The organism is Agrobacterium sp. 20P9.1.2 (genome assembly GCF_057799395.1).
Genome location: NZ_JBYOKI010000001.1, coordinates 253,088 through 268,205, shown reverse-complemented (window position 1 = coordinate 268,205; position 15,118 = coordinate 253,088). Strand labels below are relative to the sequence as shown.

The following is a 15,118-nucleotide window of genomic DNA, read 5'->3' as shown; positions in this document are numbered from 1 at the left end:
GACCTTCTTGCCACGCAGGCAACTGGATTCCGGCTCAAGGCCGGAATGACGGGCGAGAGATGTTTTTAAAACAAACTGCCCTGATCAACCGGGCCGGACGTGGTCGATTTCACCGGCTTCTTCTTGGGTGCCGAGGGCGTCGGCTCGATCGACTGAACATCCGCACCGCCAGCCACGGCAGAGACGCGGCCATCCGCAAACTCCATCGATACCACGGCTCCTGAGGCAACGGCGGCGGCGCGGGTCAACGGGCGGTTGTCTTCGTCGCGGATGACGGCGTAGCCGCGGTTCAGCACGTTCTTGTAGGAGAGCGATTGCAGGATGCGGTCATGCGAAGCGAGGCCGGAGCGGTTTTGCGACATGCGGTGCAGGACGGCCGTATCGGTGCGGCGCGTGGCGCTGGCCACCCTCTCCTTCTGACGCTCCAACTGTCCGAGGAGCCGTGCGGGGAGAGAGCGCAGCGACGAGTCCGACGATGAGACGCGCGATTGCGCTTGCAACAGGCGGCGCTCAACTAGGCTTTCGGCGCGCTGCATGCGCTCCTGAATGCGCTGGCGTTGCTGTTTGAGGCCATGGGCCAGCACATCTGGGCGAAGGCCAGAGGCGGTGCGCTCGAAGCTGCGGCGCTTGTTGAGCGTGTTCAATTCCAGCCCGCGACCGAGGCCGCTGGCTGCCTCATCGAAACGGCGGCGTGGCAGGGCCAGCAGCTGATCTAGCGACGGAAGGGCGCGCACGAGCGCGCGCACACCCTGACGACGATTGTCCATCTGGCGGGACATGGAGCCGGAGAGACGGGCGGAGAGGCCAGCAAGCTGCGCTTCCAGATCAGCCCTGACAGGCACGGCCATTTCGGCTGCACCCGTCGGTGTCGGCGCGCGCACATCGGCAGCGTGGTCGATCAGCGTCGTATCAGTTTCGTGGCCGACGGCTGAGATCAGCGGTATCTGGCTTTCGGCAGCGGCGCGCACGACGATTTCGTCGTTGAAGCTCCACAGGTCTTCCAGACTGCCGCCGCCGCGCGCGACGATCAGCACGTCGGGACGCGGAATGGCGCCGCCGACCTCAAGCGCATTGAATCCTCTGATAGCGTTGGCCACCTCTTCGCCGGAGCCTTCACCCTGCACTTTGACCGGCCAGACAAGCACATGCACTGGGAAACGATCTAAAATGCGGTGCAGAATATCGCGGATGACGGCACCGGTTGGCGAGGTGACGACGCCGATGACCCTTGGCATATAGGGCAGTCGGCGCTTGCGCGCCTGATCGAACAGACCTTCGGCGGCGAGCTTGCGGCGACGCTCTTCGAGCAACGCCATCAGCGCACCGGCACCGGCGGGCTCCAGGCTTTCGATGACGATCTGATATTTGGACGAGCCGGGGAAGGTGGTTATCTTGCCGGTGGCGATGACCTCCATGCCCTCTTCCGGGCGGAATTTCAGCTTCGAGAAGCTGCCTTTCCAGATGACGGCATCGATGCGGGCGCGGTCGTCCTTCAGCGAAAAATAAGCGTGGCCGGACGTGTGCTGACCACGATAACCCGATATCTCACCGCGCACCCGCACCTGGTCGAAAGCGGTTTCGACCGTGCGCTTGATGGAGCCGGAAAGCTCCGAAACCGAAAATTCGGCGAGGTTGGTGAGTGGCTGGCTGAAAATATCGCTCATGCCTGTTTCTAACCCATGGCCCGCGATTCGCAAATCCGCTTGATGACACGCCCTTGACAATCTTCGGACGAATAAATTTCACAAAATTGCAACAATCTGCTAAGGTCCGTCGTTGAAAGTGCATGCCTGGAGGAGAATAAGGGTTTTTGAGGATGACGATGCCTTTCCTCAGGCCCACTGGAGGAGGAGCGGCATCATGGTATTTATTCTCGGAATCTCACTTGGTTTTACCGCTCTCATGCTGCGATCCGCCATTGCGATGGCAGGCGTTGGCATTCTGATCGTAACCGCGTTTCTGGGCGCAGCTCTCTTTTCCGCTGATGGCATTCAGTTCTTGCCGCTGGTGATTGCTGTCGCTGGTTACAATGCTGGATTGACAGGCGGTTTTGTTGGGATGATGGCAATGCGCCGGTTAGGCACGGCCTGACCTCTGGGCGAACGTAGTGTTTGCGCTATAGTGCCGTTTCCCTGACGTGGAACGGGACTAACCAGTGACGCTTGTGTTCTTCATTCTTCTGCATTCCATCTGTGCGATGATCGATTTCGCTGTTACGTGGGCTTTGTTTACCACTGCACACATTGACCTCCTCATTGCCAGGTTAATTGGTGCAGCCGCGGCCTTTGTAGTGGCGATCTACGCCATTCGTCGATGGCTTAACTCCAGCCGCCTCAATAGCACCCTACCCATCATTATCAGCGCAACCATATCCATCGTCAGCTATGCACTTTTCGCGCTAATGATGATGCGAAATCCGCAACTGCAATGGCCAGTGGTTTTCGCGGCAACATCAATTGCCGCGCTGGCACTGGGTGTTTTCGGTTATGCGCGGGCGCTGAAGTCCCGGGATTAAACCGTTTCCCAGCCATCCTTTTCAGCAGCACGATAGATCGCATCGATAAAACGCTGGCTGTTCTTCGAGCTTTCCAGCGAAACGACGTCAGCCTCCTCACCGATCGCGGCCTTGGAGAAAGCTTCGATCTCGCGACGATACTGGCGGCTATCCTGAAAGCGGAAGATTTGCGACTGTCCGTGGTTCTGATTGGTCAGTTCCACTTCCTCGACACCCCAGCGGTCGGCATTGAAGGGTGACTTGACTTCGATGTAACCCTCTGTGCCGTGCAGGACCATCAATTGCCGGCCCGCAAGCTGGGTGGAGATATAGAAGCTCAGTTCGAAATCACCAAAATCCGCCTTCACGCTGGCATAGATATCTGTGCCGAATTCCGGGTCACGCTCGACCACAGCCTGAACGCGCTTCGGCTCCTTGCCGGTGGCAAAGCGGGTTGTGATGGTGGGGTAGACGCCGATATCCGGAAGCGCACCGCCACCGAGTTCGGGAATGTTGCGCATGTTGCCGGGATCGCGGTTGAAATAGGTGAAGGAGCCCTGGACGTGCTTGAGTGTGCCGATGGCACCCGAGGCGAGCAACTCGCGCACCTTCAGCCAGACCGGCGCATAGGTCACCATATAGGCTTCCGAGATCAGCACCTTGTTGCGATCCCGTGCGGCAATCAGGCTGTCGATCTCGTCGGCCTTGAGCGCAATCGGCTTTTCGCAGAGCACATGCTTGCCCGCATCGGCGGCCTTGATGGACCATTCCACATGCTGGGCTGTTGGCAGAGGAATATAGACGGCATCGATGAGGTCGGAGGCCAGCATCTCTTCGTAGGAGCCAAAGGCATGCGGTACGGAGAAACGGTCGGCCAGTTGCCGCGCCTTGCTCATATCGCGGCTGGCAATGGCGGTGACGACGGCATTTTCCGCATCCTGAATGGCGGGGATGACGAGTTCCCGGCCGATTTTCGCCGTCGATAGAATTCCAAAACGCAACATGCTTGCCTCCACTGTGGTGGGCCGCACCTTACCATGCTGCGATTGACAAGCAACCGTCCGAAAAGTCTAGTCGCCCCACCTAAATCTATGGCTGAAAATGTCCTCTCTTCGGCGCTCTGCGTACTTTTGTCTTTCCATCAAATGGGAGAAACTGTAATCATCAGAAATTGGAGATACAGAAAATGTCCCATTCAAACACAGCGCTTCTGGTAATTGATGTGCAGGAATCCTTCCGGCACGCGCCCTATTTCGATGAGAGCGGCCTGCCTGCCTATCTCGCCGCCCAGCAAAAGCTGATTGATGGCGCAGACGCAGTGGGAATTCCCGTCATCCAGATTTTCCATGCCGATGGCGACCGGGCCTTTGCCGAGGAGAGCGGTTTCATCCACGCATTGGAAGGCATTCGCATTGAGCCAGCAGTCACTTTTCGCAAGAACCGGCATTCGGCCTTTATCGGAACGGGTCTCGATGTGTGGCTGACCCAGCACGGCATCAACCGGCTGATCATCTCCGGCATTCGCACTGAGCAATGCTGTGAAACCACCACGCGGCAGGGCTCCGATCTAGGCTACGCGATTGATTTCGTGACCGAGGCGACGCTGACCTTTCCCATGACGCATGCATCAGGCCAAGTTTTTTCGGCAGAGGATATCGCGACACGCACGGAACTGGTGCTCTCCGGTCGCTTTGCGCGCATCGTGACGGTAGACGAAGCGTTGCAGGCACGCAAAGAGGCCGCATGATGACGACTGGCGGCGCACCAACCAAGATCATTCCGGTTTTCGTGGTGCTGCCGCCGCAAACGCTGTTGCTGGATGTCGCGGGGCCGCTGGAGGTTCTGCGCTACGCCAACCAGCAACAGGACAACATCCGCTTCGATTGCATATATATTGCAGCGAGCGACACACAGACGACGACCATCGGCCTTTCACTGGCCGGACTAGACGCCTTGCCAGATGCCCTGCCCGACAACGCCATGGTGGTGATTTCTGGCGGCTCTCTGGTGGAAACAAAGCAAAGCCTATCCGAACGGCGTACTCTTGCGGATTGGCTGCGCAAAACGGTGCGGGACGATAGCACAATCGTCTCCATCTGCTCCGGCGCGCTGATTGCCGCCGAGGCCGGTGTCTTCGATGGTCACCACTGCACCACCCATGCCGATTGCGTGGGTGAATTGCGGCGGCTTGCGCCCTTGGCCAAAGTCCTTGAGAACCGGTTGTTCGTGGAAGATGGCAGGTGCTTTTCCAGCGCTGGCATTTCCACCGGCATCGATCTTCTGCTGCATATCGTCTCCACACTCACCAGTCCGGTGATTGCGGCGCGTATTGCCCAGATCATGGTCATCTATATCAGGCGCACGGCGAACGACCCGCAGATTTCGCCCTGGCTTTCAGGCCGCAACCACATTCACCCTTCCGTCCACAAGGCACAGGACGCCATTGTCGCCGATCCTGCCGCCGAATGGTCGCTGGCAAGGCTGGCGGGCACGGCGGCTTTAAGCGAGCGGCACCTTTCCCGGCTGTTTCGGGAGCATACGGGCGTCAGCGTGGTGGATTACATCAACCTGATGCGCGTCAATCTCGCCCGCGATATTCTGGCGCATTCCCGACTGGATATGGAAGCGGTGGCCGAGCGCTCCGGCTTTGCCTCTGCCCGCCATCTTCGCCGCGTGTGGCAGCAACACCATAAAGAACCGCCAAGTTTTTACCGAACCCTTTCCTCCTGAACGTCGTTTGCATCACGCAAGCCGGGGGCCAGCCATCAAGGAAATTCAATGGTTATGGCTCCATCCGCTTGCTACTGTTGCGACACATCAGAAAAAACAAAGGGAGTATCATCCGTGGAGAAACGCGCGCTTGGCCGAACCGGCCTTTCAATCGCCCCGATCGTCTTTGGCGGAAACGTCTTCGGCTGGACTGCGGATGAGAACACCTCTTTCCAGCTGCTGGATGCCTTCTTCGACGCAGGCTTCAACACCATCGATACGGCAGATGTCTATTCCGCATGGGTGGATGGCCATCAGGGTGGCGAGTCCGAAACCATCATCGGCAAATGGCTGAAACGCGGCAGCGTGCCCCGTGAAAAGGCGATCATCGTTTCCAAGGTTGGCTATGACAAAGGCCTCAAGGCCGAGCGCATCGCGGAAGCAGTCGAGGCATCGCTGCGCCGTCTGCAGACCGACTATATCGACCTTTATCTCGCCCATAAGCCGGATGCCGGTACACCCATCGAGGAAACGCTGGGTGCCTTCACCAAGCTGAAGGAACAGGGCAAGGTGCGCGCCATCGGCTGCTCCAATTATGATGCTCCGGACCTGCAAGAAGCGCTGGATGTGTCCGCGAAAACGGGGCTAGCCCGCTTCGATGTCGTGCAGCCGGAATATAATCTCTACACACGCGAGCGGTTCGAAGGCCCGCTTGCCGAGTTGACGGCAAAAGAAGACATCGGCGTCATCAACTATTACAGCCTTGCCGCAGGCTTCCTGACCGGCAAATATCGCAGCAAGGCGGATACGGAAGGCGTTGCGCGCTCCTACCGCGTTGGTGATTACGTCAACACGCGCGGTCTGGCTATTCTGGGTGCCATGGACACGATTGCTGCCGAAACCGGCGCGAAACTCGCCGATATCGCGCTGGCCTGGCTTCTGCGCAAAAAGGCCGTGACTGCACCCATCGCCAGCGCAACCAGCCTTTCCCAGCTGGAAAGCTTCAAGCGCGCAACGGAGTTGAAGCTGACGGACGAGATGGTGGCTCTTTTGGACAAGGCTGGCGCATAAATGGATCTCAGCATTCGTGATACCAGCAGTCAGGATCAGGCGGAGTGGCTTGGTCTGTGGAATGACTATCTCGCATTTTATAAGGTCAATCTGCCCGACGACGTGACCGCCCATACATGGGAACGCATCATCGACCCCGCATCGCGCGTCTCTGCACGCCTTGCGGTTCTGGATGGACAGGTGGTTGGCTTTGCCATCCACCACTGCCATGACAGCACATGGGTCAAGACGCCGGATTGTTATCTGGAAGACCTGTTCATCGATGCCAACATTCGTGGCAAAGGCATAGGTCGGGCGCTGATCGATGACCTGATTTCCATCTGCAAGGACAAGGGCTGGTCACGCCTTTATTGGCACACTGATGAAGACAATGCTCAGGCCCGCAAGCTCTATGACAGCTATGTCCAAAGCGACGGCCATATCCGCTACCGGATCAAGTTCTGACGCGGAAGAAATCCACGAAAGCCCTCAGCGCCGGACGCATCTGCCGGCGCGAGGGATAATAGATGTAAAAGCCATCGAAGGGCGCGCACCAGTCTTCCAGCACCTTCACCAGCCGTCCCGCTCTCACATCGCTCTCTATGCGCTGCTCGAAAACAAAAGCCAGACCCGCGCCATCGATTGCCGCAGCACGAATGAGGCTTTGATCGGAAAGGATCAGCGGCCCCTGCACATCGACCACCAGCGGCTTTCCATCCTTCTCCAGTTCCCAGCGGTAGATCAGCCCGCTTGAAAACCGACGGCGAATGCAGCGATGCTGCATGAGATCGCGCGGATGCTGCGGTACCGGGTGCTTCTGGAAATATTCAGGTGAACCGACGATGGCACCGCGCCATGCGGCGCTGGCGCGGACTGCAATCATATCCGCTTCCAGATTTTCGCCCAGCCGCAAACCGGCATCGAACCCCTTGGCGACGATATCCTCGAAGCGGTCATCGGTGGAAATCTCGAGTGAAATATCCGGGTAACGCGCAAGAAACTCGCCCAGTCGTGGCACGACGATGTCTTCCGCGGCAAGGCGCGGCATGGTGATCCGCAGCGGCCCGGCGGGGCGACCGCCCTGTTCGGCCAGCGCACCGATCACGGCATCGATATCCGCCAGCGCCGGTGCCAGCGTTTCCAGCAGCCGCCTGCCCTCTTCCGTTGGCGAGACGCTGCGCGTGGTGCGGTGAAGCAGGCGCAGGCCGAGGCTGAGCTCCAGCGAAGACACGGCGTGGCTGACGGCAGACGGCGCAATACCCAGTTCAGCCGCAGCCTTGCGAAAGCTGCGCCCTTCGGCAACGGCAGCCAGAACGGCCAGTTGGGAGAGTTGAATACGGTTCATTGTTCCAAATGATAGAACAACCCGGCGCGAATAACAGCGATTATTTTTGCCCACTTGCTGCGCTATCTTGACCCCATGCCCGTAGTGACGGGCGGTTCCTTTATGGAAGGCAGACAGATGCAAAACAGAATTCTTGGAAACAATCTCTCCGTTTCAGCGCTCGGCCTCGGCTGCATGGGCATGAGCCACGCCTATAGCCCGTCCGCAGACGAAAGCGCATCCATTGCGACCCTGCACCGTGCAGTCGAGCTCGGCGTAACCTTCTTCGACACGGCAGAAGTCTACGGTCCCTTCACCAATGAAGTCCTCGTCGGCAAAGGTCTGAAGCCTCATCGCGACAAGGTCACCATCGCCACCAAATTCGGTTTCAAAATCGATGCCAGCAAGCCAGCCGGACAGATGATGGTGGGCACCGACAGCCGACCGGAAAATGTTCATGCCGTGGCCGATGCCTCCCTCAAACGGCTGGGCGTGGATGTCATCGATCTATTTTATCAGCACCGCGTCGATCCCAACGTGCCGATTGAAGAGACGGTTGGTGCCATGGCCGAACTGGTACAGGCCGGCAAAATCCGCCATCTCGGCCTTTCCGAAGCCAATGCGGAGACGGTCCGCAAAGCGCACGCCACCCACCCCATCACGGCACTTCAGAGCGAGTATTCGCTGTGGACCCGCGATGTCGAAACAAACGGCGTGCTCGACACCTGCCGCGAACTCGGTATCGGGTTCGTACCCTTCAGCCCACTCGGTCGCGGTGTGCTGACCGGCGCTCTGAAGAAACTCGACGGCCTCTCCGAAACCGACTTCCGCCGCTCCCTGCCCCGTTTCCAGGCCGAGAACTTCGACGCCAATCTGGCGCTGATCACCCTTCTGGAAGAGATGGCCGCAGAAAAAGGCGTGGAGGCCGGACAACTGGCACTGGCATGGGTACTAGCCCAGGGCGATTTCATCGTCCCCATTCCAGGCACAACGAAGATCGCCAATCTGGAAAAGAACGTGGCCGCGGCTGATGTTGTGCTTAGCGCGGAGGAGGCTGCGAAGCTGGGCGAGCTGCTGTCTCCGGCGAAGGTCGCGGGTGGACGGTATCCCGAGAAAATGGCGGCGATGGCGAACCGTTAATAAACGTTGCGAGATGTCACCACTGAGCCTTTGATGGTGGTGACATCTCCAGACGATCTTTCATCTGTCGCAACGCTGCCGGAAGTGCGCTCAACTCTTGAGCGTCAAAGCTTAGCCCTAAATGGTATTGGGCGATTTGTGCAGCGACATTGCTCTGCTGTCTGTCTCGGCGCTTTTTAAGCGGATCACGATCTGCCTTTTCGGACAGCCACAGTTTGTGAAGCGCAAAAACCCTTGGATCTATCGTCACCATTCTTAACGGCAAGCCAGTTTCGTCAAGAATGACGGCCTCACTTTTCGGCGCACTCACCAGCCAAGCCAATCCCTCAATCGGTACGCTGACAAGATCATCCTGATGATTGGAAAGGCCGCTTTCTGGCTGATGTAGAGGAGACTTCGAGAGAGGCTCGATCAGATCCACCATGAAGCCACTCCGGTTCACAGCCCGGAAGCTGCCTTGACGCACAGCGGCGAAACTAGGATCGACATCTTGAAGCAACCCAACCAAACCGCGCTCGCTTACGCCATGAGCGCTCAGGCTTATGCGGCGGCGGGCATCCCTTAAAAGATCGATATCTTCTGTTGCAATGACATCTGAAACAATACGTACGCCCGCCAGCGCCTCATAGGCAAACAATGCATTCGTTCCGACCACCACTACACCCTCGCCCAGCCAACGAGCAGTGTCCAGCCGGCGAAGTATCCGCGCCGGGACAGCGGGAATCCGGCCAACACCTCGCGCTACCATTAATGGGGCACGGGCCTCTATCTCTGCCTTCAAGCCAGCGATACGCGTCTCTATAGCTGTTTTTTCTGTCTGAAATCTTTCGAGGACGTTATCAGTCTGCTCAGTTCTCGATCCCAGGGAACGATCTGACTTATCGATGCGGCGAAGAAGATATTGTTTGCCTGAGCGCTCACCGTACCGCATCGTACCACGGAAGCTGTGCCAATGCTGATGCTGAAGTTGCAGCAAGGCCTCATAGCGTTGCCTCACGTCAACAAACGCCCGAACATCATCCCCGCTCAACGCATTGATTTCAAACATTTTTACACCCAAAAACGGAATTTCCGCATTTTGCGTGTAAAATCCAAAAAAATCAATAATTTAATTGAAAATTTGGATGAGCCTAAACATGAGGCTCATCCGTTTTATTATGCCCGCAGAACGCCGCCCGTCGATTTCTCGACATTGCCGACGATCTTGGCCGTCAGCGCTTCGAAGTCTTCATCCGTCAGGGTCTTGTCGAACGGTTGAATCTGGACTTCGATGGCGATGGACTTCTTGTTTTCGCCGACGGATGCGCCTTCGAAGACGTCGAAGACATTGACGCCGGTCACGAGTTTGCGGTCGGCGCTGGTTGCGGCCTTGATGATGGAGCCGGCTTCGACGGAGCGGTCCACCACGAAGGCGAAGTCGCGCTTGACGGTCTGGAACGGTGACAGCTCCAGCGCAGGCTTGGTGCGGGTCGCCTTCTTCTTCGGCTCGGGCATGGCATCGAGATAGATTTCGAAGCCCGCATAGGCGCCGGAGACATCCAGTTCGGAGAGCGTCTTCGGGTGGAATTCGCCGAAGTAACCCAAGATGACCGTCGGGCCCATCTTGATCGTGCCGGAACGGCCCGGATGATACCAGTTAGGAGCGCCTGCCTCGATCTGCACATTGCCCATGGGCAGGCCGCAGGCTTCGATGACGGCGAGCGCATCGGCCTTGGCATCATAGACATCCACCGGCTTGCCGCCGCCTTTGGTCGTGTTGGACCACATGCGACCGGAACCAGCCAGCGATGCGGTGCCACGGCGCACACCACCGGCCACGCGACGTTGTGCCTCCGGCGTATCACCTTCATAGGTGCCGGAGACTTCGAAAATCGCCACATCGCCGTGACCCTTGTCGGCATTGCGCTGGGCCGCCGTTAACAGGCCGGGCAGCAGAGACGGGCGCATGTCCGACATATCGGCAGCGATGGGGTTGGCAAGCTTCAGCGCGGGCGAACCACCACCGAAGAGCCTGGCCTGCGCTTCCGGGATGAACGACCATGTCACTGCTTCCAGCATGCCACGGCTGGCAAGCGAACGCTTGGCCGTGCGGGTGCGGATTTGCAGCGTCGTCAGGATACGGCCATTGACGGCACCAAGGCTTTCAAGCGGCTCCGGCTTGATGTTATCGACGCCATGGATGCGCATGACCTCTTCCACCAGGTCGGCCTTGCCATCCACATCCGGACGCCACGAGGGCGCCGAGACGCTGACGCGCTCGCCCGAACCTTCGATGCCGAAACCGAGACCCTTGAGGATATCGAGCGTTTCCTCAGCCGAAACATCCAGACCCGTCAGGCGCTTAACTTCCGACAGCGGGAAATCGATCCACTTGGGCTCAAAGCCCTTGTAGCCGACGACCTTCGCTTCGGCTGCCGTGCCGCCGCAGAGATCCAGCACCAGCTCGGTCGTGCGCTCCAGACCAGGCACCATATAGCCGGGATCGACGCCACGCTCGAATCGGTAACGGGCATCGGTGATGATGCCGAGCGAACGACCTGTTTTGGCGATGTTGATCGGGTCCCAGAGCGCGGATTCGATCAGCACATCCGTCGTGTTTTCATCGCAGCCGGAATGCTCGCCACCCATGACGCCGCCGATGGATTCGATGCCGTTATCATCGGCAATGACGACATTGGTCGGGCCGAGCTTGTATTCGCGCTGATCGAGCGCGAGGATGGTTTCGCCGTCCTTGGCGCGACGAACGACGAGGTTGCCCTTGACCTTTGCCGCGTCGAAGACATGCATGGGGCGACCCTGATCGAAGGTCATGTAGTTGGTGATATCCACCAGCGCATTGATAGGGCGCAGGCCGATGGCGATCAGGCGCTGCTGCATCCATTTGGGGCTGGGGCCGTTCTTCACGCCGCGCACGAGGCGCAAGCCGAAACCGGGGCAGAGTGCGGCATCGTCCAGATCGAGGCTCACGTCGACCGAGGTCACGCCTTCGACCTTGAAGGTCGGTGCTGGCTTTGTCTTCAGCGTGCCGAGACCAGAGGCCGCCAGATCGCGCGCGATGCCGTAGATCGAGGTGCAATCCGGGCGGTTGGGCGTGAGGTTGATTTCGATCATGGGATCGTCGAGACCGGCATAGGTCGCAAAGGACGTGCCGACCGGCGCATCGTCGGGCAGATCGATAATGCCATCATGGCTATCGGACATGTTGAGCTCCTTTTCGGAGCACATCATGCCGTGGCTTTCCACACCACGAATCTTGCCAACTGCCAGCGTCACATCGATGCCCGGAACATAGTCACCCGGACGCGCCAGCGCACCGACGAGACCGGCGCGCGCATTGGGCGCTCCGCAGACGATCTGCACAGGCTTGCCATCACCCGCATCGACGCTCAACACCTTGAGACGGTCGGCCTCCGGGTGCTTTTCAGCCGTCAAAATCTTGGCAATGACGAAAGGCTTATAAGCCGCCTTGTCATCCACGTCCTCGACTTCGAGACCGATGGCGGTCAGGCGTTCGCAAATCTGTTCGAGAGACGCATCGGTTTCCAGATGCTCTTTCAGCCAGGAGAGTGTGAATTTCATTGTTTATCTCCTTAAGCGCTCAAACCACCGAACAAGGTCGGCATGTCAAGCGGGCGGAAGCCGTAGTGGGTCATCCAGCGGACGTCGGCGTTGAAGAAGTCGCGCAGGTCGGGCATGCCGTATTTCAGCATGGCGATGCGGTCCAGCCCCATGCCCCAGGCAAAGCCCTGATATTCATCCGGATCGAGACCACCGGCACGTAGCACGTTGGGATGCACCATGCCGCAGCCGAGGATTTCCATCCAGTCTTTGCCTTCGCCGAACTTGACGATGGGGCCGGAGCGGTCGCACTGGATATCCACCTCGAAAGACGGTTCCGTGAAGGGGAAGAAGGAGGGGCGGAAGCGCATGACGACGCTGTCGACTTCGAAGAAGGTCTTGCAGAACTCTTCCAGAACCCAGCGCAGATTGCCGACATTCGACGTCTTGTCGATGACGAGGCCTTCGACCTGATGGAACATCGGCGAATGCGTGGCGTCGCTATCCTGACGATAGGTCTTGCCCGGAATGACGATGCGAATCGGTGGCTTCTGGGTTTCCATGGTGCGGACCTGCACGGGCGAGGTGTGCGTTCGCAGCACCTTGCGGTCACCATTCTCGTCCGGCTGGAAGAAAAACGTGTCGTGCATCTCACGAGCTGGATGTCCCTCGGGGAAGTTCAGGGCCGTGAAGTTGTAATAGTCGGTTTCGATATCCGGACCTTCGGCAATGGAAAAACCCATATCGGCGAAGATGGCGGTGATCTCATCGACGATCTGGCTGATCGGATGGATGCGACCGCGTTCCGCAGGCGACTGGCGAACCGGCAGGCTGATATCCAGCGTTTCCGCCTTCAGGCGCGCGGTGATAGCGGCGTCCTTGAGTTCGGCCTTGCGGGCGGTGATGAGATCCGTAACCTCATTCTTGAGCTGGTTGATGGCGGCACCGCGCGTCTGGCGCTCTTCCGGCGTCATCGAACCCAGCGTTTTCAAAAGCTCGGAGACCGAACCCTTTTTGCCCAGCGCAGACACGCGCACGGCTTCGATAGACGCTTCATCCCCGGTGGCGGCGATGTCCGACATCAATTGCGATTTCAAAGTATCCAGTTCAGTCATATTTTCCTGCCTCGCCGGGCTTTAGCCTGCGGCTTCGGTTTCAACAGCGTTCTTCAGATAGTCGGTCGCCTCGATAAAGCGTTGCAGATCACTACCCATCTGCACGCGCCCAATCAACCGGGCGAGCGGCAAAAAACGGCCGAGAACACGCACCAGCCGGTGCAATTCGGCAATTGCCGCTTTCGGCGCCCGCGATGCCCAGGCGCGGTAGGCAGCATCCAGCGTTTGCCGACCATGCTGGGCAAGGTTTGTGAGTGGTAAAAAGAGAAGCCAGATGTCGCGCGCCTGTGCAGTCTCGATGGGCATGACGGCCTGTGGCTCTTCCTCGAAATCCATGAAACCGATGCGGCCATCGCGCAGAAAGAAATCGCGCACATGCGGGCGACCGTGGCAGAGACCGGCTGCGTGCAGATTGCCAATGGCTGCCGCGCAATCGACAAGCAGCGCATCGTGATCGACATCGCCCGCACGGATTTTGCTTTTGAGGATGCGTTGCACGGTTGGTCCCACATCACCCAGCACGATGGCGGTTTCGGATGCATAGATGATATCAGGCACCGGAAAGCCCTTTTCGCCGAATTCGATCATTCTGCGCTTTTCGCGCGCCATCATGGCGGCGGGCGTTAGAATGGGCGATGGCTTGAGAAACTTATAAGGCAGCGCCGATCCCAGAAGCGATTGGAGCTTGACCCACCACGGCGCCTGCTCCGTGCCCTGCCGCTTGATCCAGACGGAGCCGACGGAAAGATTGAGTTGCTGGATGCGCCGATCGCTCGTCAGCAGAACCTGCATGAGAGCAGCGATATCCGCATCCTCGAGATGGACGTGGAAACCTCTTGCTTTCTCATCTGGGGCCGCGGCTTCTAACATTCAAAACTCGTGGGCATATGCCCGTTTCGCAGTCGGGACGGACCGCGGTAAAAATGGAAAAACCCGCACCGGTGGCCCGGCGCGGGTTTCAAAATGAACAACAGTTTGTCCGCGCCGTAATTACTTTACAGCGGTTTCAAATTCGTTGGTCGTGCCAGCGTCCTTGAGGTACTCAAGAGCCTTCTTCGCAGCGTCTACGAGAGCGCCGAAAGCAGCAGGCTCATGGATAGCCATGTCGGACAGAACCTTACGGTCTACTTCGATGCCAGCCTTGTTCAGACCGTCGATGAAGCGGCCATAGGTCAGGCCGAATTCGCGAACAGCAGCGTTGATACGCTGAATCCACAGAGCGCGGAAGTTGCGCTTGTTGACCTTACGGTCGCGGTAAGCGTACTGCTTGGAACGGTCCACAGCAGCCTTGGCTGCGCGGATGGTGTTCTTGCGACGGCCGTAGAAGCCCTTGGCTGCCTTGAGTGTCTTGGTGTGCTTGGCGCGGGAAGTTACGCCACGTTTTACGCGTGCCATGTCATGATCTCCTTAAAATGTCCAAATGTGCGGAAAAGTCTTAGAGACCGTTCGGCAGGTAGTTCTTGACGACTTTTTTGCCGTCAGCGTCGGCCAGAACCATGGTTCCGCGCGCGTCGCGAATGAACTTGTTGGAACGCTTGATCATGCCGTGGCGCTTACCGGCAGCGGCTGCGAGAACCTTGCCAGTGCCAGTGATCTTGAACCGCTTTTTCGCGGCGGACTTCGTCTTCATCTTGGGCATTTTGCTACTCCATTATTTTGTATCGAAAACAGGCAGACGAAGCCTGCTTTCAAGCTATTCTGGAACGGCCACGGCATGCCCTGCCGGAC

At 58.4% G+C, this 15,118-nt stretch carries 16 protein-coding genes; 7 read left to right on the top strand and 9 right to left on the bottom strand.

The window, feature by feature from the left end; genetic code table 11:
- Positions 1–65: 65 nt before the first annotated feature.
- On the bottom strand, positions 66–1,664 hold the full coding sequence (gene xseA, locus AC27VJ_RS01295; RefSeq protein ID WP_488682513.1) for an exodeoxyribonuclease VII large subunit: 1,599 nt from the start codon (positions 1,662–1,664) through the stop codon (positions 66–68).
- A 196-nt stretch (positions 1,665–1,860) separates the two neighbouring features.
- On the opposite strand from xseA, the gene AC27VJ_RS01290 reads away from it, so the two are divergent.
- Positions 1,861–2,091 carry a hypothetical protein gene (locus AC27VJ_RS01290; RefSeq protein WP_488682512.1) on the top strand — a complete coding sequence of 77 codons (231 nt, stop codon included), beginning with the start codon at positions 1,861–1,863 and terminating at the stop codon, positions 2,089–2,091.
- A 64-nt stretch (positions 2,092–2,155) separates the two neighbouring features.
- Positions 2,156–2,515: a hypothetical protein gene (locus AC27VJ_RS01285; RefSeq protein ID WP_488682511.1), complete on the top strand. Its 360-nt coding sequence runs from the start codon at positions 2,156–2,158 to the stop codon at positions 2,513–2,515.
- Here the strand turns inward: AC27VJ_RS01285 and AC27VJ_RS01280 are convergent.
- Complete coding sequence (locus AC27VJ_RS01280; protein WP_488682510.1) at positions 2,512–3,498, bottom strand: Gfo/Idh/MocA family protein; 987 nt, start codon at positions 3,496–3,498, stop codon at positions 2,512–2,514. The genes AC27VJ_RS01285 and AC27VJ_RS01280 overlap by 4 nt on opposite strands.
- Positions 3,499–3,680: 182 nt before the next feature.
- Between AC27VJ_RS01280 and AC27VJ_RS01275 the strand changes: the two genes are divergently transcribed.
- The 4 genes from AC27VJ_RS01275 (at position 3,681) to AC27VJ_RS01260 (ending at position 6,718) form a co-directional block, all read left to right on the top strand.
- Positions 3,681–4,241 (top strand): isochorismatase family protein, encoded by a 561-nt coding sequence (locus AC27VJ_RS01275; protein WP_488682509.1) that lies wholly within the window; start codon positions 3,681–3,683, stop codon positions 4,239–4,241.
- Positions 4,241–5,224: a GlxA family transcriptional regulator gene (locus tag AC27VJ_RS01270; protein ID WP_488683155.1), complete on the top strand. Its 984-nt coding sequence runs from the start codon at positions 4,241–4,243 to the stop codon at positions 5,222–5,224. The genes AC27VJ_RS01275 and AC27VJ_RS01270 overlap by 1 nt, the downstream gene beginning before the upstream one ends.
- Before the next feature lie 114 nt (positions 5,225–5,338).
- Positions 5,339–6,274, top strand: coding sequence for an aldo/keto reductase (locus AC27VJ_RS01265; protein ID WP_488682508.1), 936 nt, complete (start codon positions 5,339–5,341; stop codon positions 6,272–6,274).
- Positions 6,275–6,718, top strand: a complete 444-nt coding sequence (locus AC27VJ_RS01260) for a GNAT family N-acetyltransferase (RefSeq protein ID WP_488682507.1) — start codon at positions 6,275–6,277, stop codon at positions 6,716–6,718.
- On the opposite strand, the gene AC27VJ_RS01255 is transcribed toward AC27VJ_RS01260, so the two are convergent.
- On the bottom strand, positions 6,708–7,598 hold the full coding sequence (locus tag AC27VJ_RS01255; protein ID WP_488682506.1) for a LysR family transcriptional regulator: 891 nt from the start codon (positions 7,596–7,598) through the stop codon (positions 6,708–6,710). The genes AC27VJ_RS01260 and AC27VJ_RS01255 overlap by 11 nt on opposite strands.
- 117 nt (positions 7,599–7,715) lie before the next feature.
- Between AC27VJ_RS01255 and AC27VJ_RS01250 the strand changes: the two genes are divergently transcribed.
- On the top strand, positions 7,716–8,717 hold the full coding sequence (locus AC27VJ_RS01250) for an aldo/keto reductase (RefSeq protein WP_488682505.1): 1,002 nt from the start codon (positions 7,716–7,718) through the stop codon (positions 8,715–8,717).
- A gap of 16 nt (positions 8,718–8,733) precedes the next feature.
- Here AC27VJ_RS01250 and AC27VJ_RS01245 read toward each other — a convergent pair whose 3' ends face one another.
- The 6 genes from AC27VJ_RS01245 to rpmI all read right to left on the bottom strand — a co-directional run bounded on the left by AC27VJ_RS01245 (position 8,734) and on the right by rpmI (position 15,029).
- Positions 8,734–9,777 (bottom strand): GSU2403 family nucleotidyltransferase fold protein, encoded by a 1,044-nt coding sequence (locus AC27VJ_RS01245; RefSeq protein ID WP_488682504.1) that lies wholly within the window; start codon positions 9,775–9,777, stop codon positions 8,734–8,736.
- Positions 9,778–9,872: 95 nt separating this feature from the next.
- The gene (gene pheT, locus AC27VJ_RS01240) at positions 9,873–12,296 is read right to left on the bottom strand and encodes a phenylalanine--tRNA ligase subunit beta (RefSeq protein ID WP_488682503.1); all 2,424 of its coding nucleotides are present in this window, start codon (positions 12,294–12,296) and stop codon (positions 9,873–9,875) included.
- Between the two features lie 11 nt (positions 12,297–12,307).
- Complete coding sequence (gene pheS / locus AC27VJ_RS01235; protein ID WP_488682502.1) at positions 12,308–13,390, bottom strand: phenylalanine--tRNA ligase subunit alpha; 1,083 nt, start codon at positions 13,388–13,390, stop codon at positions 12,308–12,310.
- Positions 13,391–13,411: 21 nt separating this feature from the next.
- On the bottom strand, positions 13,412–14,260 hold the full coding sequence (locus tag AC27VJ_RS01230; protein ID WP_488682501.1) for a serine/threonine protein phosphatase: 849 nt from the start codon (positions 14,258–14,260) through the stop codon (positions 13,412–13,414).
- Positions 14,261–14,380: 120 nt separating this feature from the next.
- Entirely contained in the window at positions 14,381–14,785 is a 405-nt protein-coding gene (rplT, locus tag AC27VJ_RS01225; RefSeq protein ID WP_113086358.1) for a 50S ribosomal protein L20, read from the bottom strand.
- Positions 14,786–14,825: 40 nt separating this feature from the next.
- Positions 14,826–15,029, bottom strand: a complete 204-nt coding sequence (gene rpmI, locus AC27VJ_RS01220; protein ID WP_113086357.1) for a 50S ribosomal protein L35 — start codon at positions 15,027–15,029, stop codon at positions 14,826–14,828.
- Between the last annotated feature and the right edge of the window lie 89 nt (positions 15,030–15,118).

Coding starts and splice junctions, on each gene's coding strand:
- xseA (WP_488682513.1), bottom strand. CDS start 1,664: ATGAGCGATATTTTCAGCCAGCCACTCACCAACCTCGCCGAATTTTCG.
- AC27VJ_RS01290 (WP_488682512.1), top strand. CDS start 1,861: ATGGTATTTATTCTCGGAATCTCACTTGGTTTTACCGCTCTCATGCTG.
- AC27VJ_RS01280 (WP_488682510.1), bottom strand. CDS start 3,498: ATGTTGCGTTTTGGAATTCTATCGACGGCGAAAATCGGCCGGGAACTC.
- AC27VJ_RS01275 (WP_488682509.1), top strand. CDS start 3,681: ATGTCCCATTCAAACACAGCGCTTCTGGTAATTGATGTGCAGGAATCC.
- AC27VJ_RS01270 (WP_488683155.1), top strand. CDS start 4,241: ATGACGACTGGCGGCGCACCAACCAAGATCATTCCGGTTTTCGTGGTG.
- AC27VJ_RS01260 (WP_488682507.1), top strand. CDS start 6,275: ATGGATCTCAGCATTCGTGATACCAGCAGTCAGGATCAGGCGGAGTGG.
- AC27VJ_RS01255 (WP_488682506.1), bottom strand. CDS start 7,598: ATGAACCGTATTCAACTCTCCCAACTGGCCGTTCTGGCTGCCGTTGCC.
- AC27VJ_RS01250 (WP_488682505.1), top strand. CDS start 7,716: ATGCAAAACAGAATTCTTGGAAACAATCTCTCCGTTTCAGCGCTCGGC.
- pheT (WP_488682503.1), bottom strand. CDS start 12,296: ATGAAATTCACACTCTCCTGGCTGAAAGAGCATCTGGAAACCGATGCG.
- pheS (WP_488682502.1), bottom strand. CDS start 13,390: ATGACTGAACTGGATACTTTGAAATCGCAATTGATGTCGGACATCGCC.
- AC27VJ_RS01230 (WP_488682501.1), bottom strand. CDS start 14,260: ATGTTAGAAGCCGCGGCCCCAGATGAGAAAGCAAGAGGTTTCCACGTC.
- rplT (WP_113086358.1), bottom strand. CDS start 14,785: ATGGCACGCGTAAAACGTGGCGTAACTTCCCGCGCCAAGCACACCAAG.
- rpmI (WP_113086357.1), bottom strand. CDS start 15,029: ATGCCCAAGATGAAGACGAAGTCCGCCGCGAAAAAGCGGTTCAAGATC.